General features: G+C 66.4%; 16 protein-coding genes. 7 read left to right on the top strand and 9 right to left on the bottom strand.

The window, feature by feature from the left end; translation table 11 throughout:
• Positions 1-46 precede the first annotated feature (46 nt).
• From XaplCFBP3123_RS09715 to XaplCFBP3123_RS09700, 4 genes are all read right to left on the bottom strand, one after another.
• Positions 47-1,045: an aliphatic sulfonate ABC transporter substrate-binding protein gene (locus XaplCFBP3123_RS09715; RefSeq protein WP_301182391.1), complete on the bottom strand. Its 999-nt coding sequence runs from the start codon at positions 1,043-1,045 to the stop codon at positions 47-49.
• Positions 1,042-2,082 carry an L-glyceraldehyde 3-phosphate reductase gene (mgrA, locus tag XaplCFBP3123_RS09710; protein WP_104533867.1) on the bottom strand — a complete coding sequence of 347 codons (1,041 nt, stop codon included), beginning with the start codon at positions 2,080-2,082 and terminating at the stop codon, positions 1,042-1,044. Before mgrA ends, XaplCFBP3123_RS09715 begins: the two co-directional genes overlap by 4 nt.
• A gap of 16 nt (positions 2,083-2,098) precedes the next feature.
• Entirely contained in the window at positions 2,099-3,427 is a 1,329-nt protein-coding gene (locus tag XaplCFBP3123_RS09705) for an LLM class flavin-dependent oxidoreductase (protein ID WP_104533866.1), read from the bottom strand.
• A 64-nt stretch (positions 3,428-3,491) separates the two neighbouring features.
• Positions 3,492-5,747 carry a TonB-dependent receptor gene (locus XaplCFBP3123_RS09700; RefSeq protein WP_253254183.1) on the bottom strand — a complete coding sequence of 752 codons (2,256 nt, stop codon included), beginning with the start codon at positions 5,745-5,747 and terminating at the stop codon, positions 3,492-3,494.
• A gap of 268 nt (positions 5,748-6,015) precedes the next feature.
• On the opposite strand from XaplCFBP3123_RS09700, the gene XaplCFBP3123_RS09695 reads away from it, so the two are divergent.
• Entirely contained in the window at positions 6,016-6,324 is a 309-nt protein-coding gene (locus XaplCFBP3123_RS09695) for a GIY-YIG nuclease family protein (protein ID WP_104533865.1), read from the top strand.
• Between the two features lie 45 nt (positions 6,325-6,369).
• A complete protein-coding gene (locus tag XaplCFBP3123_RS09690; RefSeq protein ID WP_104533864.1) occupies positions 6,370-7,077 on the top strand; it encodes a glutathione S-transferase family protein in 708 nt (235 codons plus the stop codon).
• 132 nt (positions 7,078-7,209) lie between these two features.
• Here the strand turns inward: XaplCFBP3123_RS09690 and XaplCFBP3123_RS09685 are convergent, their stop codons facing one another.
• From XaplCFBP3123_RS09685 to XaplCFBP3123_RS09660, 5 genes are all read right to left on the bottom strand, one after another.
• Positions 7,210-8,025, bottom strand: a complete 816-nt coding sequence (locus XaplCFBP3123_RS09685) for a DUF3014 domain-containing protein (protein ID WP_104534232.1) — start codon at positions 8,023-8,025, stop codon at positions 7,210-7,212.
• Between the two features lie 856 nt (positions 8,026-8,881).
• Positions 8,882-10,051, bottom strand: a complete 1,170-nt coding sequence (locus tag XaplCFBP3123_RS09675; protein WP_104533863.1) for a lysozyme inhibitor LprI family protein — start codon at positions 10,049-10,051, stop codon at positions 8,882-8,884.
• Positions 10,048-11,649: a hypothetical protein gene (locus XaplCFBP3123_RS09670; protein ID WP_104533862.1), complete on the bottom strand. Its 1,602-nt coding sequence runs from the start codon at positions 11,647-11,649 to the stop codon at positions 10,048-10,050. Before XaplCFBP3123_RS09670 ends, XaplCFBP3123_RS09675 begins: the two co-directional genes overlap by 4 nt.
• A 136-nt stretch (positions 11,650-11,785) precedes the next feature.
• Positions 11,786-12,730 (bottom strand): XAC2610-related protein, encoded by a 945-nt coding sequence (locus XaplCFBP3123_RS09665; RefSeq protein WP_253254182.1) that lies wholly within the window; start codon positions 12,728-12,730, stop codon positions 11,786-11,788.
• 88 nt (positions 12,731-12,818) lie between these two features.
• A complete protein-coding gene (locus XaplCFBP3123_RS09660) occupies positions 12,819-13,292 on the bottom strand; it encodes a DUF3574 domain-containing protein (RefSeq protein WP_016901292.1) in 474 nt (157 codons plus the stop codon).
• 226 nt (positions 13,293-13,518) lie between these two features.
• Between XaplCFBP3123_RS09660 and XaplCFBP3123_RS09655 the strand changes: the two genes are divergently transcribed.
• From XaplCFBP3123_RS09655 to XaplCFBP3123_RS09635, 5 genes are all read left to right on the top strand, one after another.
• A complete protein-coding gene (locus tag XaplCFBP3123_RS09655; RefSeq protein ID WP_026064068.1) occupies positions 13,519-15,954 on the top strand; it encodes a TonB-dependent receptor plug domain-containing protein in 2,436 nt (811 codons plus the stop codon).
• A gap of 233 nt (positions 15,955-16,187) precedes the next feature.
• The gene (gene otsB, locus XaplCFBP3123_RS09650) at positions 16,188-16,946 is read left to right on the top strand and encodes a trehalose-phosphatase (RefSeq protein ID WP_026064067.1); all 759 of its coding nucleotides are present in this window, start codon (positions 16,188-16,190) and stop codon (positions 16,944-16,946) included.
• A gap of 48 nt (positions 16,947-16,994) precedes the next feature.
• Positions 16,995-18,773, top strand: coding sequence for a glycoside hydrolase family 15 protein (locus XaplCFBP3123_RS09645; RefSeq protein WP_104533860.1), 1,779 nt, complete (start codon positions 16,995-16,997; stop codon positions 18,771-18,773).
• Positions 18,770-20,137 (top strand): alpha,alpha-trehalose-phosphate synthase (UDP-forming), encoded by a 1,368-nt coding sequence (otsA, locus tag XaplCFBP3123_RS09640; RefSeq protein ID WP_104533859.1) that lies wholly within the window; start codon positions 18,770-18,772, stop codon positions 20,135-20,137. The genes XaplCFBP3123_RS09645 and otsA overlap by 4 nt, the downstream gene beginning before the upstream one ends.
• Before the next feature lie 429 nt (positions 20,138-20,566).
• Positions 20,567-23,005, top strand: coding sequence for a membrane-bound PQQ-dependent dehydrogenase, glucose/quinate/shikimate family (locus XaplCFBP3123_RS09635; RefSeq protein ID WP_172453221.1), 2,439 nt, complete (start codon positions 20,567-20,569; stop codon positions 23,003-23,005).
• Positions 23,006-23,439: the final 434 nt, after the last annotated feature.

Raw genomic sequence — 23,439 nt, 5'->3', positions numbered from 1 at the left:
CTTGCGCATGCGCTCCTGCTTGCGCGTGTAGTCCTGCTTGCGCGCATCACTTGCCCGCCGCCTGCTTGCCTGCCGCTTGCGGGCCGGCAACCGCGGGCGCACGCCACACCGCGGGCGCCACCAGCACGCGCCTGGGCAGCAGGTGCTGCGCGTAGAACAGATCGACAGTGGCCTGCTGCGCCTTGATGACCTCGGCGCTGAGCGGCTGCACGCTGGCCGGCGGGCGATGGGTCAGCGTGCGCTCGACCACCGCAGGCGACAGCCCGCTGACCTGCGCCAGCACGCGAATGCTGCCGGCACGATCGCGTTCCAATAGCCCATCGGCCTGGTTGAGCTGCGCCATCACCTGCTGCACGAACGGACCCCACGCGGTGGCGTAACGGCGCGAGGACAGGAAGAACCCACCGGTCAGCCCCAGCCCTTCGCCATTGGCGAGCAGGCGTGCGCTGCCATCCAGCGTCAGTGCCGAATACCACGGGTCCCAGATCGCCCAGGCGTCCACCTGCCCGGCCGCGAACGCTGCGCGTGCGTTGGCCGGCGACAGATACAACGGCGTGATGTCGCGCATGCTCAATCCAGACTTGGCCAATAGCCGCAGCAACAGGTTGTGCGCGCTGGAGCCTTTCTGAAACGCAACCCGCTTGCCCTTGAGATCGGCCACGCGCCGCAGCATGCTGCTGGCCGGCACCAGGATGGTCTCGGCCTTGGGCGTGGGCGGCACCCAGCCCACGTACAGCAGGTCGGCACCGGCGGCCTGCGCGAACAGCGGCGGAATATCGCCCGCACCGCCCAGGTCGATGCTGCCCACGTTCAGGGCTTCCAGCAGCTGCGGGCCGGCCGGAAACTCGACCCAGCTGATTTTGGTGCGCGGAAAGCGCTGCTCCAGCAACCGATGCTGCTTGGCCAGCACCAGGCTGGACACCGCTTTCTGATAGCCGATACGCAGCTGCGCCGGCTCGGCGGCCGCTGCGGGTTGCAGCCACGCGATGCCGCACAACAGCAACGCAGCAATCAAAAAGCGGTAGCGCATCGGAGTGTTCCTCATTGCCAATCGGTGGACGGTTTTTCCCAGAGGTTGACGCCTCCCTCGACCGCAAAGCGCTCGATCTCGGCCAGCTCTTCCGCACTGAATTCCGGCGTCTGCAAGGCCGCGACGTTTTCGATCAGCTGCTCCGGGCGACTGGCGCCCAGCAGTGCCGAGCTCACCCGCCGGTCGCGCAGCACCCAGGCCAGGGCCAGCTGCGCCAGGCTCTGCCCACGTTGCTGCGCGATCGCATCCAGCCCGCGTGCGCGCTGCAGGTTGGCTTCGGACAGATGTTCCGGCCGCAGCGAGTCGCCACCGGGCCGGTTCACCCGCGCATCGCCGGGGACGCCATTGAGGTACTTGCCGGTCAACAGGCCCTGCGCCAGCGGCGTGAAGGCGATGACGCCGGCGCCGACCTCCTCGGTTGCGTCGAACAATTCGTGTTCGGCCCAGCGATTGAACAGGTTGTAGGCCGGCTGATGGATCAGCAGCGGCACCTTCCACTCGCGCAGCAACGCGGCGATTTCGCGCGTCCGCGCTGCCGAGTACGACGACACGCCCACATACAGCGCCTTGCCCTGCTGCACCGCGCTGGCCAATGCACCGGCGGTCTCTTCCAGCGGCGTGTCGGCATCGAAGCGGTGCGAGTAGAAGATGTCCACGTAGTCCACGCCCAGGCGCTGCAGGCTCTGGTCCAGGCTGGACAGCAGGTACTTGCGCGAACTGCCGCCCTGCCCGTACGGACCCGGCCACATGTCCCAGCCGGCCTTGGTGGAGAGGATCAATTCATCGCGATACGGCTTGAAGTCCTCACGCAGCAGGCGGCCGAAGTTGATTTCCGCGCTGCCATACGGCGGGCCGTAGTTGTTGGCCAGATCGAAATGGGTGATGCCCAGGTCGAAAGCGGTGCGCAGCAACGCGCGTTGCGTGTCGATCGGCGTGCTGTCGCCGAAGTTGTGCCACAGGCCCAGCGACAGCGCCGGCAGCACAAGGCCGCTGCGGCCGACACGGCGGTAGGCGATACGATCGTAACGATCGGGGTGTGCAAGATAGGTCATCAAGGTATCCGGTGAGTCAGCGTGCGCTGAAGCGATTGACGGGACGTGCCAGCCCCAGATGATCGCGCAAGGTGCGCCCGGCATATTCACGCCGGAACAGTCCACGTCGCTGTAACTCGGGCACCAGGTGCGTGGCGACCTCGGCCAGGCCGCCGGGCAGATGCGGCACCAGCACGTTGAAGCCGTCGGCCGCGCCCTGCTCGAACCAGGTCTGCAGCTCGTCGGCAATCTGCGTGGGCGTGCCGATCAGGCTGTAATGCCCGCGCCCGCCTGCGATGCGCCGGCCGAGCTGGGCAATGCTCAGTTGCTCCTGTCCGGCCAGCTCGGTAAACAACTGCTGGCGACTGCGTTGCCCGGTTTCGGTGAGCGGCAATTCCGGCAACGGGCCATCGGGCGGATAGCCGGACAGGTCGAAATTGCCCAGCATGCGCGACAGCAGCGCGATGCCGACCTCCGGCTCCACCAGCGCCTGGAACTGCTCGAATTTTTCCTCCGCCTCGGCCTGGCTCTGCCCGACCACGATGAACACACCCGGCATCACCTTCAACGCATCGCGCGAACGCCCGAACCGTTCCAGCCGCCCCTTGATGTCTGCATAGAACGCCTGAGCCTTGGCCAGCGACGATTGCGCGGTGAACACCACCTCGGCGGTTTCCGCCGCCAGCGCGCGCCCTGGCTCGGACGAGCCGGCCTGCACCAGCACCGGATGCCCCTGCGGCGCACGCGCGATGTTGAGCGGGCCGCGGACCTGGAAGTGCGCGCCGCGATGATCCAGCACATGCAACCGCGCCGGATCGTAGTGCACGCCGGCGACGGTATCGGCGATGAAGGCATCGTCGTCCCAGCTGTCCCACAGCCCTGCGACCACTTGCTGGAATTCGCGCGCCCGCGCGTAGCGCTCGGCATGCACGTAATGCGCGTCGCGGTTGAAGTTCAATGCTTCATCGGCGGCATCGGAAGTAACCAGATTCCAGCCGGCGCGCCCGCCGGACAGATGGTCCAGCGAGGCGAACTTGCGCGCCACGTGGTACGGCTCGTTGTAACTGGTGCTCATGGTGGCGATCAGGCCGATGCGCTCGCTCACCACCGCCAACGCACTCAGCAGCGTGAGCGGCTCGAACAGGCTGGAGCGCGCCATCCGCGACGCCACCGGCCCGCCGGCTGCAGCCAGGCTGTCGGCGACGAACACCGCATCGAACCTGGCGGCCTCGGCGATGCGCACCATCTCGCGATAATGGTCGAACACCAGCGGGTCGGCACTGGCCTGCGGGTGCCGCCACGCGGCCACGTGGTGGCCCGTGGCCATCAGGAACGCCCCGAGCGAGAGCTGTCGTGCAGCGCTCATCGCCGTCCACCGTGCGCCGCGCCTGCACTGCTCGGATCACCATCGAAACGCATCACGGACATCGTCAAAAATCCTTGTGCACTTGCAGCCCGACATAGCGCTGGTCGTCACGCGGCACCAGCCGGTACACGTTGCCGGTGGCATTGGCCAATAGCGGCGCGTACGCGCGGTCGCCGAGATTGCGACCGAGCACCGCCACCCGCCAGCCATGCGCATCGTCGGCCAGCGCGATGCTGGCGTTCCAGATCGCATACGGGCCCTGGATGGTCTGCGGGGTCTGGCTGAGGTCGTACTGCACGCTGTCCTGCCAGCTCACGTCGCCGTTGAATTCCAGCGCCAGGCTGCCGCGCAGCGGCAGGCGATACCCGGCACGCAGATTGCCCTTCCAGTCCGGCGAAAACGGCAGCGGCCTGCCGTCGACATTGCAGTTGGCCGCCGCTGCAGCGGGGCAGGCAAACCGCTGGATGCGCGCCTGCGTGTAGGCCAGCGAGGCGGCCAGGCTGAGCCGCTCGGTGGGCCGGTAATCCAGGTCCAGCTCCAGGCCCTGCGTGCGCACCTGCCCGGCGTTGATCAGGCGCGTCACCACCTGCCCGGCCACGGTGTCGAAGAAGTTGGCCTGATAGTTGGCGTATTCGGTATGGAACAGCGCGACGTTCGCACTGAGGCGATCGTCCAACGCACGCGCCTTCAGGCCCAGTTCCCAGGCGTTGGAGGTCTCCGGCTTGAGCGCCGGCGTATCGCGCGGCTGCGTGTTGAAGAACACGTTGTAGGCCGGGCCCTTGTAGCCGCGCGAATAGGTGAGGTAACCGGTGGTCTGCGCATCCAAGTCGTACTGCAGGCCGGTGCGGCCCGACACCCCGTCTTCCGCGGTGCTTCCGCTGCTTGCCGTGGACGGCTGGATACCGGTGACTGACGTTGCGGAGCTGGACACGCGCTGATGCCGGTAGTCGAGCGTATCGCGGGTAAAGCGTGCGCCCAGCAGGGCGCGCAGATCCGGGCGCCAGTGCCAGGTCGCTTCGCCGAATGCCGCATAGGTTTCCGCGCGGGTGGCGTAATCGGCCACACCCACGTCGCTGGCGGTTGGCGTCGTCACCGTGCGGCGATAGGTTTCGTCATTGCGCGCATGCAGGTAATACAGCCCGGCGACTGCTTCAAGCGCACGATCGCGCGGGGTCTGGATGCGCAATTCCTGCGAATACTGCGTGTAGCCCAGGTCGCCACGGTCGTGCGAGGACGGAAACGCCGCGCTGCGTTGCGCGGTGCGATCGCCATCCTGGAACTGGGTGTTGTCCCACTGCCGCCACGCGCTGATCGAGGTCAGCAGCGCATCGCCGAGCTGCTGTTCCAGCTGCAGCGAGGCGCCCTTGTTGGTGTCGTCCAGCTGCGTGCGGTAATCGCTGTTGATCTGCCGGTTGTCGGCGCTGGCGACGACCGGTGCCAGCGCCGCGGCGAAGTCCGCACGCGTGCTGGCCACCACCACCCCGCTGGGCGCATCGCTGTGCGATTGCAGGTAGTCGGCGAGCAGCGTCGCGTTCAAGCCGGGGTTCGGGGTCAGGTCCAGCCGCAGCCGCGCGCCGGAGCGCCGGTCGCCGTTGACGGTCTGGCCGTCAGCCACATTGCGCACGTTGCCGCCGTAGTCGGCCCACAACGCCGACACGCTGGCCTTGAGCAGCTCCGGCACCAGCGTGCCGCCGACACTGGCACGCACGCGGTCTTCGTCGCCGCCACCGAAGTGCGAATAATCCACATAGCCGCCGAACAGCTCCGGCGCCGGCTTGCTGACGATATTGAGCACGCCGGCCGAGGCGTTCTTGCCGAACAAGGTGCCCTGCGGCCCGCGCAGGACTTCGATGCGCTCGACATCGAGCAGGTCCAGCGTGGCCTGGCCCGGACGCCCCAGCACCACGCCGTCGATTACCGTGGCCACGCTGGGCTCGACCCCTGGCGATGTGGAGATGGTGCCAACGCCACGCAGGAACAACGAGGTGTCCTTGTTGGAGGCACCGGTGCGGAAGGTCAGGCTGGGCACCAGCGCCGGCAGGTCGGCCACGCTGTTGCGGTTTTCGCGCTCCAGCGTCTCGCCCTGGACCACCGATACCGCCAGCGGAACTTGCTGCAAGGTGGTTTCGCGGCGCGTAGCAGTCACGGTGACCGCACCCAGGGTCTGCGCGGCACGCTCCGGCGTCGCGGCAGCCTCGCCCACCTCATCTGCCAGCACCGGCGTAACTGCCCACGCCAGACTCCACGCCAACACCTGCGGCCTGGCCAACCATTTCGAAGCAGCGAGGATCCTTGCAGGGGTCCGGTGTCGCGCAGGCATGTACGTCCTTTCGTGGCGTCGGCTGTCTTGCAGCAGCGTGGGGAACTGCGAGTTGGCGGTCGCTGTGCATGCACGGCGACCCTTGCGCAGCGCAAGCCGAAACGGCGCTGCAATGCAGTAGCGCATGCTGTTTGCAGCTGGCTCAAGCGTCAAATAACCAATGTTTAGATGGTTATTCACTCACGCGTCGCAGCGTGCCGGTCATCCGTGCCCGGCGCTCGCCAAGACCCTCGCTGCACGACACCCGGCCAATGGCGATAATGGGTACATGGATGCATCCAAGCCCTGGCACCTCTACCTGCTGCTGTGCCGCAACGGCAGTTATTACGTCGGCATCACCAACGATCTGGAGCGGCGCTTCCAGGCACATCAGCGCGGAACCGGCGCGCGCTACACGCGTGCACATCCGCCGCTGGAAATGCTTGCCAGCCATCCGTATGCGGACCGCGCCGCCGCCTCACGTGCGGAATGGCAGCTCAAGCAGCAGCCGCGCGCACGCAAGCTGGCCTGGCTGCTGGCGCAACCGCACGACGGTACCGAGTCACAGCCCGCTGACGCTTCGATCACGCCCGCCTAGCCGCGCAGTTTCTAGGCTGTGGCGCTGTCAATCGCGGAGCAGCACATGCACTACCAGCTCTACTACTGGACCGGCCTGCAAGGCCGCGGCGAATTCGTCCGCCTCGCACTGGAAGATGCCGGTGCCGACTACACCGACGTGGCGCGTGTCGAAGGCGATGAGGTGATGAATGCCTTTCTGGAAGGCAACAGAACCGGCGCCCAACCGTTCGCGCCGCCCTTCCTCAAGGCCGGCGACACGGTGGTTGCGCAAGTCGCGGCCATCCTGCATGCCATCGGGCCACAACTGCGGCTGGTGCCGGACTCGGACGCACAGCGCATCCAGGCATTGCAATTGCAGCTGACCATCGCCGATCTGGTGGCCGAGGTGCACGACAGCCATCATCCGATCGCCACCGGCCTGTACTACGAAGACCAGAAAAACGAAGCGGCCAAGCGTGCGGAGGATCTGCGCGACAACCGCCTGCCCAAGTTCCTGGGCTACTTCGAGCAGGTGCTGCAACAGGCCGGCGGCACCCATGTGCTGGGCGCGCACTCGTACGTGGACCTGTCGCTGTTCCAGCTGGTCAGCGGGCTGGACTACATGTTCCCCAAGCGCATGAAGACACTATCGTCCGATCTTCCCGGCCTGAAGGCCTTGCAGCAGCGCGTGGCCGCGCGCCCGCGCATCGCGGCCTATCTCGCCTCCGAACGGCGAGTGGCGTTCAACACCAATGGCATCTTCCGCCATTATCCGGAGCTGGACGCGGCGTAAGCAATGGCGGCACGTGGCGTAGCGCGTGCCGCCGAACTTGCGTTGCTTCCCTGCTGGAATGGAGCTTACACCGCTGTAAGACGTGCAAGGCCGTACTCGGACGGCCTTATCCTCGCGTCACCACACGCCGCTTCAACGTCCCTGCAGCAACGCCGTCCGGATCTGCTGCAACTGCGCCTTCACTGCAGCCGCTTGCGTCGGCCCCAGCCGCAGCAGCGCCTTTTGACCGACCGACAGCGACTCCAACGCCGGGTCGACAAAACGATAACGGCCGCGCTCGTCGCGCTGCACCTTGATCGGCTGTGCCGGGTCGGGCGTGCGCAGCAGATGATCGATCACATCGATCACGCGGTCGTTGAAGTAGCGGTCCGGCGCGCCCAGATCGGCATACGCCTGTTGCAACAGCGGATAGAAACGCACATAACTGCGTACCAGCGCCTGCGCATCAACCTGGGTGAATGCCGCCACGTAAGGCGCGTAACGCGCCGCATTGGCCTGATCGATCACCGCACTCCCGGTGGCATCGGACACCGAAAGCTCACCCGGCACCGGCTGCAGCACCGAGGCGCGACGACTGATGCTGGGCTGGGTGAGATTGTCGATCATCACCACCACGCGCTCGATCAGATGCTTGCGCAGCACGATCGACAATGCACCATCGTCCTGCACCAACGCCAGCAAGGCCTCCCACGCAGCCGCATCGCTCTGAGCCAGCGCAGGGATCGCGGCGTCAGCGGCATCGGCCGAGAGCTGCTGCACCGGATGCCGCGGCCCCGCCGGCACCGGCGGCGCCGTGGTCACCGCCGCTGCCACGGCGCTGGCGGTCCGGCTGATCGGCGCTGGCAAGGCGCCCGGCGCAGTGGGTGACCCGCTGAACAGCCACCAGGCAGCGCCGACCACCACCGGCACCGCCAGCAGCCACGGCCAACGCGAAGACTTGGATTGCATCATGGAACTCCTTACATCGACACCATCCACGGTGTGACCATGAGAGATCGCGGTGGTTCCATCGATGTGCGGCGATGCTGCAATCGAGCACTGAATCGAGGGCGCGGCGCCCTCACCGCTTGCGGGACACGCCGTGAACCCATCCCTGGGGGCTCGGTGGCGGCATCCATGCCGCCACACGGTCCCGCAACCGGTGAGGACACCGCACTAGACAGTTGGTCGGCGCTCGTTCGAAAAGCTATCTGTAGTGCCGCGCCCCTCAGACATGGAGCCGATACGTCATGATCGAACAGGGCGCATCCAGCACTGCTCTTCCATGCGCACCGACCATCTCGACCGGCCCTTGCCCGCCCACCGTCGCGGGACCTTACGCGGCATGGATGCCGCGTAAGAGCTTACAAGGACGTACTTGCAGCGTGTCCCGCGATGGTGGGCGGGCAAGGGCCCTGCAGCAAACTCGCAGCGTCGAGGACGCCGAGCCAGACAACTGGTCGGCGCTCACTTAAAAAACTGTCTGTCGTGCTGTGTGCATCAGACGTGGAGCCGATGCTTCATGATCGAAAAAGGCGCATCCAGGACTGCTCTTACCATGCACACCGACCATCTCGACGGGTCCTTGCCCGCCCACCGTCGCGGGACCTTACGCGGCACGGATGCCGCGTAAGAGCCTCCATGGACGGATTCACGGCGTGTCCTGCGACGGTGGGCGGGCAAGGACCCTGCAGCCAAGCCGCAGATCGCATGCTTTGGCTTTGGCTCATCCACATCACCTGGTCTCGGACCAGGACGACCGCGTTGCCGCACCAAGCGACACCGCCACCCGCCTGAAATCCGAGAGCAGGCGTGCCCACCGCTCTCAGCTCGCGAAATCCAGCCGCGCATTTACCCAGGCCGCCACGATCGCGGCGGCCGCCTGCTCGGCCTGTTTCGCAGGCAGGCGCTTCTCGCGCACCAGCCATGCGGCAGTGTCGGCGCGCACCTTCGGCAGCAACGCGCGCACGGCCTTGCGCTGTGCCGCCGGCCAGTCGCTGTCTTCCCCGGTCCAGGCGGCAATCGCCTTGTCCGGATCCTCGCCGTAGCGCTTGCGCAACGCCGGTGTCAGGTACAGCAATGGCGACACCGACGCCCGTAGCGCGATGATTTTCCACTCGGCGTAACTGGCATAGCGAATGGTGCCGGCGTCCTTGCTCAGGGCCTCGATCAACCCGTCGAAGCCGGCATCCAGCTGCTTCCAGCTGGCCAATGCAAACAGACCGCCCGGCGGCTGGCAGATCGGCGCGAACCCGTCGCGGCTGGAGCCATACAACGAGCCGAACGCATCGTACGCCGGCTCCCCCACTGCAGCGAAGATGAAGCAATGCACGTACGGGCGCTGATCGCTGTCGTCGCGTTCGATCCACATCCGCAGCAATGTCAAAACGCGTTCCTGCGCCTGCATGGCGGGCATGCCATCCACATCGTCGAGCAAGGATGCGGCGAAGCCGTCGACCTTGCGCAGCGCCTTGCGCGCACTTTCAAACCGCGCACTCGCCAGCGCCGCATCCACGCCGGCTGCAGGGACGAACTGATGCAGATACGCCAGCCACGCCGAAGCCAGCGGCGTGTCGTAGCCCTGCAACTGGCGCGCGGCGTCGGCCGGCGCGGTGGGAATACTGGCAATGATGCGATCCAGCGCCTGTTGCTGCGCGGTGAGCGCCTTGGCCAGCACATCGGCCCTGGCCTTCAATGTGCGTTGCAGGCAGTCGTCCAGCTTGGCGTCCTGCGCGCAGGCATTGCGCTGCCGCAGCCAGGCGCGTTGCTGATCACGCACGCCTGCGACCGCGCTACGCGGCGTGGTGTCCAGCAGCGCCCGATAGGACTCGTCCAACTGATCGTCCAGATTACCCAGCGCCGGCACCGCGCACAGCCGTTTTTCGACTGCGGTGCCTGCCTGCTTGCAATCGAACGACGCCGCCCAGGCACCGCCGGCGCCAAGCAACAGCGCGCCACCGATGACCACGCGCAACACACCTGAGCAGGATGTCATTGCACTGCGTCCTTCCGTGCGGGCAGCAACGAGAGCAGCAGCAAAGTCACCGCCAGCGCGACATAGGCACCCACGAACTGCCAGCTGATCACGCGCGCCAGGCCGTGCAGCGACCATGGCAGATAGATGCCACCGCGCGGGTCCACCGAATGGATCAGGCCGAACAGCGTCAGCCCGGCGGCCACCAGCAGAAAGACCGCGCTGCGGCGCAGCCGGCCATCGATCATCGCCGCCACGGCGGCGATCCACAGCATCGCGGTGATGATGAAGCCATTGCCCAGCGCGAAGATCACCGCCAACTCCGGCAGGCCGTGTCCATCGAGTTTGGTGGTGAGTGCCACAAGTTGATCCGGCGCGATCCAGCCCGGTGCCTTGATGGTCAGCAGATACGCCACCGACGGCAGAAAGCCCAGCACCATCGCACCGGCATGCTGCCTGGGCGTGGCCTGGAACGCCTGCGTGGTGATGTCGATCGACACGTACACGATGATCGGCGCCAGCACCGCCAGCGGCAGCCACTGCACCAACCCGGAGATCACACCGAGCATGCCGCCGATGCCGACGAACACGCCGGTCAGCAACGTATAACCGGAGCGCGCGCCCATATGCTTGTAGGCCGGCTGGCCGATGTACGGCGTGGTCTGCGCCACTCCGCCGCACACGCCTGCGACCAGCGTCGCCAACGCCTCCACCAGCAAAATGTCGCGGGTGCGGTAGTCATCGCCTGCGGCGCGTGCGCTCTCGCTGACATTGATGCCGCCCACCACCATCAACAGGCCGAACGGCAGCAGCAGCGGCAGGTACGCCACCGTGGCGGGCAGGCCGTCGATGAAGCCCAGGTTCGGCAGCGGCAACACGATCTTCGGCGGCGTGAATGTTGGCACTGCGAAGCCCGGTGCGCCCAGGCCCGCCAATCCCAGCCCGTAATACAGCGCAGTGCCGATCACGAATGCCACCAGCACGCCGGGCAACTTGGTCGGCAACCGGCCCTTGGCCAGCAACACGTACAGCAGCAGGCCCAGGGTGACGAAGCCGGCCACCGGCGAACGCAGGGTTTCCAGCAGCGGCAACAAGCCCATCAGCACCAGCGCGATGCCGGCGATGGAACCGAGCAAGGCCGCGCGCGGCAGCGCGCGCGTGACCGCTTCGCCGACGAACGACAGCACCAGCTTGAGCAGGCCCATCACCACCAGCGAGGCCATGCCGAGTTTCCAGGTGGCGATGGCGGCCGCCTGCGGATCCAGCCCCTGCGCCTTGAAGCCGACGAACGCCGGGCCCAGCACCAGCAGCGCCATGCCGATGCTGGTCGGCGCATCCAGGCCCAGCGGCATCGCGGTGACGTCGTCGCGCCCGCTGCGTGCGGCCAGCCGTCGCGCCATCAAGGTGTAGAGCAGGTTGCCTACCAGCACGCCGAACGCGGTGCCGGGAAACATGCGCCCGAACACCACTTCGGCCGGGAACTGGAACATCCCGACCAGTGCCATCGCGATGAAACCGAGGATGGAGAGATTGTCGACGACCAGGCCGAAGAAGCCATTGAGGTCGCCGGCGACGAACCAGCGCGGCGATGCCGCAGTACGCGAGGAAGGGGCCGACATGGGAGCCAGGAAGCATGGGGATCGGCCGATGGTAGCCGCTGCCCAGCATGCGCGACAGCGGCAAGGTGGATCAGAGCGTGTTGCCGCGATTGCGCCGGTCTGTTCCGTGCCAGGCGGCTGCGTGGCACCAACGGCCCTACTTCATCGCCGCAGCGACCTCGATCCAGCCGATGCTGTCGCCGCGCTTGGCGCTGCGATAGCGCACCTGCACCCGCGTGGCGTCGGCGCTGACATCCAGCGCGTCGGCCCGATCGCCCTGTACCAGATAGCGCCTGGTGCTGGTCGTCGTAGGGGTGGCGTATAGCGGCAGACGCGCAACCTGCACGTGCAACTGCACCGGCATCGGCATCGGCGCGTCCAGCGTGGTGCCGATTGCGCTGGACACCCGCACGCCACGCGCGTCGTAGCGCGGCCATACCGACAGCGGCATGCCATCGTCGCTGCCCGGATCCAGCAAGGTCTGGATGTCCGGCGAGGCGATCGGCTGCTGCGTCGTGGCCACATACAGCCGCCCATCGGCGGCGTAGCGATACACGTCGGCGTACCACATCGGCCCGCTGCGGCAGGAGCTGGTCAGGCTGCGCTGCTGCGTGTCTGGCGTCAGATTAAAGAAGCCTTCGCATTGCACTGCCGGGCGCGTGGGCGCGGTCAGTGCACGAAAGCGCCGTTGCGCCGGATCGAACACAAATACCAGCACCGCTTCGTTGACCTGGCCGAGCATCGCCGACACCGCAAGATCCGGATGTCCGTCGAAGTTGTAGTCGTCGCTGTCCACGCCGGTGCCGCCTCCGCCCTGATCCATGTTCGCGTCGATCCATTGCTCCTTGCCGCCCGGGGTGAACACCACATGCAGGCGTTCGCCGACCAACGTGGCGGCCGCATGCGTGTGCGCGTCGATCGTCACCTGCACGCTGGTATCGCGCGCCACGGCCGCAAACGACAGGCCGGTGAGCGCAGTCGACAACAGCACGCGGGCCGCGCCCACACGCAACCGCCGCAGATAGCCAAGCCGAAGGGTCGCCAGGGTCGCCAGGTCACCCGGCACGGCACTGCCCGTTGGAAAGACACGAATGCGGCGCATCACTGCACCGCACGCGCAGCGCTCGCCGGTACCGATGCCCACGCCGCGGCCGCACAACAGGTTCGGCGGCCGCTCCAGGCGGCGCCACTCAGAACGACACCTCCACCGCCTGCCGCGACCACAGCACCGACTGGTGGCCGGTGGCCTGCTTCCAGGCCAGGCGGATCGCCTCGATGTCGTTGCGCCGCTGCGGGGTGTCTTCATGCAGGATCACCAGCACCTTGGTGCCCAGCCGGTTCGGCTCCTTGGCGCCGCGGAACAGCCACTGGCCGTAGGCGTCGAACACGGTCAGGCCGTCGGGAAAGCGTGGGGTCACTTCCTTGTCCAGAAATGCGCGCCACTGGGTTTCGTCGATGGTGCGGGTCTGCGGGCGATCGGCCGGGCCGGTTTCCTCGCCCACGCCGAAGTACAGCTCGCTGCGCACCCAGCCGCGCGCCGCCGCCGGCCGCGCCGCATCGCCTTGCAGGCTGGCAGTGGTCGAACCCGGCGCGCCGCCGGGGGTGGTGGCGCAGGCGGACAGCGCCAGCATGGCGGCAAGCAGGCAGGACGGCAGCAACTTCATCGACTTCTCCACAACGAGTATTTTTACGACGGATCGGGGGCGGGCTCATGCAGGGCCGGCATCAGCCGATGCCGGCGTGCGCGCACTGTGCCATCTCGCACGCGCCTGAACAACGCGATAATATCTTTCCATCCGGATGAATGTGGACGATCCGAACCCTTTGCGCCCTGCCCGGCCGGATGCCGACCGCGCGGCGCGTTCGCAGTTGCTGTCGCAGGAGAGAGAGATGACCCGCCCCACCCTTTCGGCCATCGGCCTGGCCGTGGCCGCCGCGTTGAGCGCCAATGCACAGGCCCAGCAGGCCGCCCCCGGCGCCACCACGCTGGACACCGTGATCGTCACCGGCACCCGCGCCAGCGACCGCACCGTGCTGGAATCGACCGTGCCGGTGGACGTGCTCACCGCCGAGGACATCCGCAAGGCCGGCGTGGTCAACGGTGAGCTGGGCAGCGCGCTGCAGGCGCTGCTGCCCTCGTTCAACTTCCCGCGCCAGTCCAACTCCGGCGGTGCCGACCATATCCGCGCCGCGCAGTTGCGTGGGCTCTCGCCCGACCAGGTGCTGGTGCTGGTCAACGGCAAGCGCCGCCACACTTCGGCGCTGGTCAATACCGACAGCAAGATCGGCAAGGGCACCACGCCGGTGGATTTCAATTCCATCCCGATCAATGCGATCAAGCGCATCGAAGTGCTGCGCGACGGTGCCGGCGCGCAATACGGCTCGGACGCGATCGCCGGCGTCATCAACGTGATCCTGGACGACAACCCCGAGCGTGGCGAGCTGGAAGCCAGCTTCGGCGCCTACAACACCGATGTGGAGCCGATCAATCGCCGCGTCACCGACGGCCAGACCAGCTACGCCAGCGCCAAGGTCGGCAGCCTGCTCGGCGATGATGGCGGCTTTTTCAAGGTCGGCCTGGAGCTGAAGAATCGCGAGGCGACCAATCGCGCCGGCTTCGACCAGATTCCGTCGTTCGAAGAACAGACCCCGGCCAATCTGGCGCTGGCCGGCAAGCGCAATTACGTGCTCGGCGATGGCGCCACCAAGGGCCTGAACGCCTGGCTCAACACCAAGGTGCCCTTCAGCGCCAACGGCGAGTTCTACGCCTTCGGCACCTACAACCAGCGCGACACCGAAGGCGCCAATTACTTCCGTTACCCGGACGGCAGCGCCAACTGGCGTGAGATCTATCCCAACGGCTACCGCCCGATTTCCGAAGGCGAGAACCGCGATCTGCAGGTCGTCGCCGGCGCGCGCGGGCAACTCGGCAACTGGGACTACGACGCCAGCGTCAACTACGGCCGCAATGACTTCACCTACCGGCTGCGCAACTCGCTCAACGCCTCGCTCGGCCCGGGCAGCACCACCCGCTTCAAGACCGGCGATTTCGCCTTTGCGCAGACCGTGGGCAATCTGGACCTGACCCGCGTGTTCGATGCGGCCGGCGCCACCCACACCTTCGGCACCGGTGCCGAATTCCGCCGCGAGCAATACCGCACGCATGCCGGCGACCCGGCCAGCTATGCGGCCGGCCCGTTCACCGATCGCCCCACCGGCTCGCAGGCCGGCGGCGGGCTGACCCCACAGGACGAAGCCGATCTGTCGCGCAATGTGGCCAGCGCCTACGCCAACGTGTCCAGCCAGTTCGGCGACAAGTTCTCCACCGACCTGGCCGGCCGTTACGAGCATTACCAGGATTTCGGCAGCCAGTGGACCGGCAAGCTGGCGGCGCGCTATGCCTTCGCCCCGGCATTCGCGCTGCGCGGTGCGGTCTCCAACAACGTGCGTGCGCCCTCGCTCAGCCAGATCGGCTACGAAGCCACGTCCACCGGTTATGACGCCGCCGGCCGCCTGACCCAGGGCCGCCTGCTGTCGGTCAACAACCCGATCGCACGCGCGCTCGGCGCCACCGATCTGAAACCGGAAAAATCGCTCAATTACAGCCTGGGCTTCACCAGCCAGCTGGGCGATCACTTCGACCTGTCGCTGGACTTCTTCCAGATCGATATCGACGACCGCATCGCCCTGTCCGAAGACATCACCGGCACCACGCTGACGGAGTTTGTGCAGCAGAACTTCGGCGTCAGCGGCGTGCAGAGCGCCAGCTATTTCCTCAACGCCGCCGACACCCGCACCCGCGGCGCCGAGCTGGTCGGCAACTGGCGCCAGTACGCCTTCGGCGGCGACCTGCTGCTGACCGGCACCTACAGCTACGCCAAGACCGAGTTGAAGAACGTCATCGGCACCCCGGCGCAGCTGCTCGCGCTGGACCCGGACTACGTGCTGTTCGGTATCGAAGAGAGCAACACGCTTACCGATGCGGCGCCGCGCACACGCGCCGCGCTGGCCGCCAACTGGAACAACGAGCACTGGAACCTGCAGACCCGGGTCAATCGCTACGGCAGCGCCACGCGCGTGTTCGACTTCGGCGGCGGTTTCGTGCCACGCCAGACCTATGGCGCGGAATGGCAGCTGGACCTGGAAGCCGAGTACCACCTGGGCACGCAGTGGACGCTGGCGATCGGCGGCCAGAACATTCTCGACAACTACTCGGACCGCTCCATCGACGACATCGCCTACTTCGGCAACCTGCCGTACGACGTGCTCTCGCCGATCGGCAGCAATGGCGCGTATTGGTATGGGCGGGTGCGGTATAGCTTCTGAGCAACAGCGCAAGCTGCAACCCCCCTTTCCCCTCGGGAGCGTGCTCTAGCCCCTCTCCCGCGGGAGAGGGGTTGGGGTGAGGGTACGGGGCGAAGCCCTGCGTTACTCCAACCGCACGAGGCTTCGCCCGTACCCTCATCCGCCCCGTCGGGGCACCTTCTCCCGATGGGAGAAGGGATGGCAGCCGCCGTTGCATAACCTGAATATCACATCGCCTTGCGCACACTAGCGCGATGGCAGACGTGCACTCCCCCCTTCCGTCGCCGCCATTGCTGGACGATGCCTGCGCATTGTTTCTGGACGTGGACGGTACCCTCATCGACTTTGCCGACAGCCCCGAGGCTGTGCGGCTCCTGCCCGAGGTCCGCGCGGCCATCGGCCAGTTAAGTGACCGCCTGCATGGTGCAGTGGCACTGGTCAGCGGACGACCGCTGTCGCAACTGGACGCCTTGTTCGCGCCGCTGCTGCTCCCGGCCGCCGGCCTGCACGGACACGAACTTCGCAGCGATATCGCTGCACGCGCGGCGATGCCGCAGGACACCTCCGAGTGGCTGCATGGCCTGCACCAACGCGCCGCCGCACTCACGCACCGTCATCCCGGTGTACTGGTCGAAGACAAGGGCGTCAGCGTCGCGCTGCATTGGCGCGCGCAACCGCTTGCCGGCCCTGACGTACTCGCCTTCGCGCAGCAGGAAATCGCCCAGCTTTCCGGCTATCGCCTGCAACCGGGCGACCATGTGGTCGAATTCGTGCCCGAAGGCAGCAACAAGGGCCTGGCGGTCGAACAGCTGATGCAGCACGGCGCATTCGCCGGCCGCACGCCGGTGTTCGTCGGCGACGACCTCACCGACGAATTCGGCTTCGAAGCGGCCAATCGCCTCGGCGGCTGGAGCGTACTGGTGGGCGATCGCGCCCAGACCAGCGCGCGCTTTCGCGTCGATGGCACTGCCGACGTACATGCGTGGCTGCAACGCAACGCGCGCCAGGCCTGAGCACAGCGCGCCTTCTCTACTTCCCTTCAAAAGGATCGTTCGCACTCCATGACCGAGCCAAACCTGGATCTGGGCGTCATCGGCAACTGCAGCTTTGGAGCGTTGGTCGATCGGCAGGCACGTGTGGTGTGGAGTTGCCTGCCGGCCTTCGACGGCGACCCGGCATTCTGTTCGCTGCTCTCGCCCAAGGGCGAAGGCGGCGACTTCGCCGTGGAGCTGGAAGATTTCGCCAGCAGCGAGCAGCACTACCTGCCCAATACCGCCGTGTTGCGCACCGTGTTGCGCGACCACCACGGCGGCGAAGTGGAAGTCATCGACTTCGCGCCGCGTTGGCGCAATAACGGGCGTTTCTACCGGCCCGTCAGCATCATCCGGCAGATCCGCCCGCTCGCCGGCAACCCGCGCATCATCGTGCGCGCCCGCCCGCTGGCCGACTGGGGTGGCCGCAGCCCGGAAACCACCTGGGGCAGCAATCACATCCGCTGGGTGCTGCCCGAATTCACCCTGCGCCTGACTACCGATGTGCCGGTGCGCTTCGTGCGCGACGGCCTGCCGTTCGTACTCAGCCACCCGGTCAACCTGGTGCTGGGGGTGGACGAATCGCTGACCCGCTCGCTCACCGGCTACGTGCAGGAAGCGCAGGAACGCACCGAGGAATACTGGCGCGAATGGGTGCGCTATCTGTCGATTCCGCTCGACTGGCAGGAAGCGGTGATCCGCAGCGCAATCACGCTCAAGCTGTGCCAGTACGAAGACAGCGGCGCCATCATCGCGGCGATGACCACCTCGATCCCGGAAGCGCCGAATACCCCGCGCAACTGGGATTACCGCTATTGCTGGCTGCGCGACGCCGCATTCGTGGTGCGTGCGCTGAATCGATTGGGCGCCACGCGCACGATGGAGCAGTTCATCGGCTACATCTTCAACATCGCCACCGCCGACGGCACCCTGCAGCCGCTGTACGGCATCGGTTTCGAATCGCAGTTGGAAGAGCACGAAGTCGAGACGATGGACGGCTATCGCGGCATGGGCCCGGTACGGCGCGGCAACCTGGCCTGGATCCAGAAGCAGCACGATGTCTATGGCAGCGTGGTGCTGGCCTCCACCCAGCTGTTCTTCGATCTGCGCCTGAAGGATCAGGGCGATGCGGACACCTTCCGCCGCCTGGAGCCGCTGGGCGAGCGCGCATTCGCGCTGCACAACGTCCCCGATGCCGGGCTATGGGAATTTCGCGGCCGCGCCGAAGTGCATACCTACACCGCCGCGATGTGCTGGGCCGCCTGCGACCGTCTGTCCAAGATCGCCGATCGGCTGGTGCTGCCCGAGCGCAGCGTGTACTGGCGCGAGCGCGCCGAGACCATCCGCGAACGCGTGCTGAGCGAAGCATGGAGCGAAGAACACGGTCATTTCACCGATACGCTGGGCGGTCATCGCCTGGACGCATCGCTGTTGCTGCTGGCCGATATCGGCATCGTCGCCAACGACGACAGCCGCTTCGTGCGCACGGTCGAAGCCGTCGGCCGCGTGCTCAAGCATGGCGATGCGCTGTACCGCTATATCGCACCGGATGACTTCGGTGAGCCGGAAACCAGCTTCACCATCTGCACGTTCTGGTACATCGACGCGCTGGCCGCGATCGGCCGCAAGGAGGAGGCACGTGAATTGTTCGAGCGCATCCTCTCGCGCCGCAATCACCTCGGCTTGCTGTCCGAGGATCTATCGTTCGAAGACGGCGAAGCCTGGGGGAATTTCCCCCAGACCTATTCGCATGTGGGTTTGATCATTGCAGCGATGCGCTTGTCGCGGAGCTGGCAGGAGGCGTCATGAGTCGTTTGGTGGTGGTATCCAACCGCGTTGCCGTGCCCGGCGAAAACCGGGCCGGCGGCCTGGCGGTGGGCTTGTTGGCCGCGCTCAAGGAGCGCGGTGGTGTGTGGTTCGGCTGGAGCGGCAAGACCGTGCGCGGCGACAGCGGCGGCATGCACGAGCAGACCGAAGGCGACATCAAGTTCGTCACCATGGACCTCAACAAGCGCGACATCGATTCGTACTACAACGGCTTTGCCAATCGCACGCTGTGGCCGCTGCTGCACTTCCGCCTGGACCTGGTCGATTACGACCGCGCCACTCGCGAAGGCTACATGCGCGTCAATCGGCTGTTCGCCGAAAAGCTGGCGCCGTTGTTGAAGGACAGCGACACCTTGTGGATCCACGATTACCACATGATTCCACTGGGCGCGATGCTGCGCGAGCTGGGTGTGGGCTGCAAGATGGGCTTCTTCCTGCACGTGCCGATGCCCTCGGCCGACCTGATGCAGGCCATGCCCGATCACGCGCGCCTGTTCAGCACGTTCTACGCCTACGATCTGGTCGGCTTCCAGACCCAGCGCGATGCAGAACGCTTCAAGGCCTATGTGCGCCTGTTCGGCGGCGGCCGCATTCTGGATGGCGACATCGTCGAGGGCCCGGGCGGACGTCGCTTCAGCGCCGCGGCGTTCCCGATCGGGATCGATACCGAGTTGATCGCCAACCAGGCCAAGGCCTCGGTCGGCAAGCAGGCCGTGCGCGACCTGCGCGAAAGCCTGCGCGGCCGGCAACTGGCGATCGGCGTGGACCGGCTGGATTATTCCAAGGGCCTGCCGGAACGCTTCCAGGGGTTCGAGCGCTATCTGGAGCGCTATCCGGAGCAATCCGGCAGCCTGACCTACCTGCAGATCGCGCCGGTGTCGCGCGGCGATGTCAACGAATATCGCCGCTTGCGCGGGCAACTGGAGCAGATCGCAGGCCATATCAACGGCGGGCATGCCGAGCCGGATTGGACGCCGCTGCGCTACGTCAATCAGAATTTCAGCCATGCGACCTTGACCGGTTTCTATCGCGCCGCCTCGGTCGGCCTGGTCACGCCGCTGCGCGATGGCATGAATCTGGTCGCCAAGGAATTTGTGGCTGCGCAGGATCCGCAAAATCCGGGCGTCTTGGTGCTGTCGTTGCTGGCCGGTGCAGCCGACGAAATGAAGGAGGCGCTGCTGGTCAATCCGCACGACCTCGACGGCGTGGCCGATGCGATCGCCACCGCGGCAAGCATGCCGTTGGCAACCCGCATCGAGCGCTGGCGGGCGATGATGGATCATCTGCGCAAGAACAACATCAACCACTGGCGCCAGCGGTATCTGCAGGCGCTGGCCGATATTTGAATCCGGTTTTCGCAAGGCAAGCTGCCAGCACCACGCTATCAGCACAGACGCGCTGCGCACCGGCAGCGCTTCCCTTCTCCCCCCGGGAGAAGGTGCCCGAAGGGCGGATGAGGGTACGTGTGCACGTCGGATTTGAGCAATTCCAGCGCCCCAGATGCACAGCCTGGAACGCTGGTTCTCATTCCGTCACGGACACGAGCGTCGTTGCGGTCTAAAATATTCAGATGAGTAGCGCTGAGGACCCTGGGAGGGGCTGCGCGTTCATATCCGGGCGTTCTCGATGTAGGACGTTTTTGTTAGATCGGGGCCGCCCTTTGCCAGCCCGTGATCTTTCTCCCTCCACGACTCGCCACCGCCTGCCGGTGCCTGGGTCCTTCCTGACATCTCAAAATGACTGATCAATCCTCAAAACGTGGACTAGGCACCTGGTTGCTGGTGGTCTATGCCGTGGTGATCGCCGTGCTTGGTGCGGTGCTTGCCTACGAGGGCGGCCGCCTGGTCGCCGTCGGTGGTTCCTGGTATTACCTGCTGGCGGGCATCGGCCTGTTCCTGGCCGGCGTGTTGCTGGCACTGGGCAGGCGTGCCGGCCTGTGGCTGTTTGGTGCCACGCTGGCAGCCACCATCGCCTGGGCGCTGTGGGAAGTGGGCCTGGATGGCTGGGGTCTGGTCCCGCGCCTGGCATGGATGTCGGTGCTGGGTCTGGTGCTGCTGCCGTTCTGGGGCGTGGCCCGTCGCCGCATGCAGCCGTTGTCGGGTCTGGGCTATGTGCTGGTGACCGGCGTGCTGCCGATCCTGGGCGCGACGCTGATCCTGTGGCCGTTGCTGGTGCCGCGCAATGTCGAACTGGCCGATGCCTCCAAGCTGCCGGCCGAGAACGCAACGCCGTTCAGCCGCAACAATGTGCCCAGCCCGGACGGCAACGTCGCGGCCAATCACGATGCCAGCAACTGGACCTCGTACGCCGGCTCCAACCTGTCCAACCATTACACCCCCGGTGCGCAGATCACCCCGGAGAACGCCAAGAATCTGAAGGTCGCCTGGGAATTCCATACCGGCGATCTGAAGCCGGCCGGTTCCAAGCTGGGCTACGCCTTCCAGAACACCCCGCTCAAGGTCGGCGAGCTGCTCTACATCTGCACCCCGACCCAGAAGGTGATCGCGGTGGAAGCGGCCAACGGCAAGGAGCGCTGGCGCTTCGACCCGCAGACCAACCCGAAGGCGATGGCCGGCGTTGCCGCCACCACCTGCCGTGGCGTGTCGTACTACCAGGCGCCGCAAGGCACCGCCGAGTGCCCGACGCGGATCTTCTGGCCGATGGTCGACGGCCGCCTCGGCGCGCTGGACGCGCAGACCGGCAAGCTGTGCACCAGCTTCGGCACCAACGGCTTCGTCGATCTCAATGCCGGCACCGGTAACACCAAGCCGGGCTTCGTCGGCCCGACCTCGCCACCGGTGGTGATGCGCGGCGTGGTGATCCAGCCCACCGGCCAGGTCCGCGACGGCCAGGAAGGCGATGCGCCGTCCGGCGTGGTGCGCGGCTTCGATGCGCTCACTGGCCAGCTGCGCTGGGCCTGGGACCTGGGCAACCCGACGATCACCACCGAGCCGCCGGCCGGGCAGACCTATACCCGTTCGACCCCGAACGCGTGGTCGCTGATGTCCGCCGACGACGAGCTGGGCCTGGTCTATCTGCCGACCGGCAACGCCTCGGGCGATTTCTTCGGCAAGGGCCGCACCCCGCAGGATGAGGAATACACCGCGGCACTGGTTGCGGTGGATGCGGCCACCGGCAAGGAGCGCTGGCACTTCCGCACCGTCAACCACGACCTGTGGGATTACGACATCGGCCCGCAACCGAACCTGGTCGACTGGCCGGTCGCCGGCGGCGCTACCCGTCCTGCGGTGATCCAGGCCACCAAGTCCGGCCAGGTATTCGTGCTGGATCGTGCCACCGGTGCGCCGCTCATGCCGGTCAAGCAGATCGCCGTGCCGCAGGGCACCGATCACGGCGACTGGACCGCGGCCACGCAGCCGATCTCGCCGGGCATGCCCAATACCGTGGGCGCACCGAGCCGCGAGTACGAGACCATCGTCGAATCCGATGCCTGGGGCATGACCCCGTTCGACCAGCTGGCCTGCCGCATCCAGTTCAAGCAGCTGCGCTACGAAGGCATGTTCACCCCGCCGACCCTGCAAGGCTCGCTGGCCTTCACCGGCAACCACGGCGGCATCAACTGGGGCGGCGTCTCGGTCGATCTGCAGCGCGGCATCATGGTGATGAACAGCAATCGCCTGCCCTACACCCTGCAGGTCTACACCCGCGAAAAGATGAATGAGCTGGGCGTGGTGTCGGTGTTCGACGGCAAGAGCAAGACGCCCGGCTACATGGCGCAGAAGGGTCTGGCCTACGGCGCCCGCAAGGAGCCGTGGATGTCGCCGCTCAACACGCCGTGCGTGGCACCGCCGTGGGGCTACATCTCCGGTGTGGACCTGCGCACCCAGCAGGTGATCTGGCGGCGTCCGCTGGGCACCGGTTACGACCAGGGCCCGATGGGCATCCCGTCCAAGACCATGTTCGAGATCGGCACGCCCAACAACAGCGGTTCGCTGGCCACCGCCGGTGGCGTGACCTTCATCGGCGCGACCCTGGACGACTTCATGCGCGGCTTCGACACCCGCACCGGCAAGCAGGTCTGGGAGACCCGCGTGCCGGCCGGCCCGCAGGCCGCCCCGCTGAGCTACACCATCGACGGCAAGCAGTACATCGTGGCCGCCGTGGGGGGACACGACCGCATGGAAACCAGGTCGGGCGACAGCGTGATCGCCTGGGCGCTGCCGGACGACGCAGGCGCCAAGCCGGCGAAGTAAGCCGGCGCAGCGTCAACTAGTGCGGCATCGATAGACCGGCCATCGTGAGATGGCCGGTTTTTTTTTGGGGGATTGGGGAATCGGGAATCGGGAATCGGAAAAGCGTCTTTCTGTCGCTGCTTGGGCTGGGCTGGCCCTGTAAGCCGCCCGAGTCCCCGATTCCCGATTCCGCTCTTCGATGTCTATTCGTGGCGTTGCGCTGATCTGGGTCTGTAGGGCACCCGATTTCCTATTTCCCGATTCCCGATTCCCGATTCTCCATTCCCGATTCCCGCGCCTCGATGTGTATTCGTGGCGTCGCGCTGATGGCGCTGCGGCCAGTCTTGGCGACAGGCAGGCGATCAGATCGCGTGGAGTCGAGGTCTACGAAGTGTTGACGGCACCCACCGATATTTCACGTGGAATTTACAATTTGGAGCAGGGTGTCCAGCTAC

Origin of the sequence: Xanthomonas arboricola pv. populi (assembly GCF_002939945.1) — a bacterium.
Lineage (GTDB): Bacteria > Pseudomonadota > Gammaproteobacteria > Xanthomonadales > Xanthomonadaceae > Xanthomonas > Xanthomonas arboricola_A.
The sequence above is the reverse complement of the archived record's forward strand: the minus strand, read 5'-3'. Positions and strand labels throughout refer to the sequence as shown.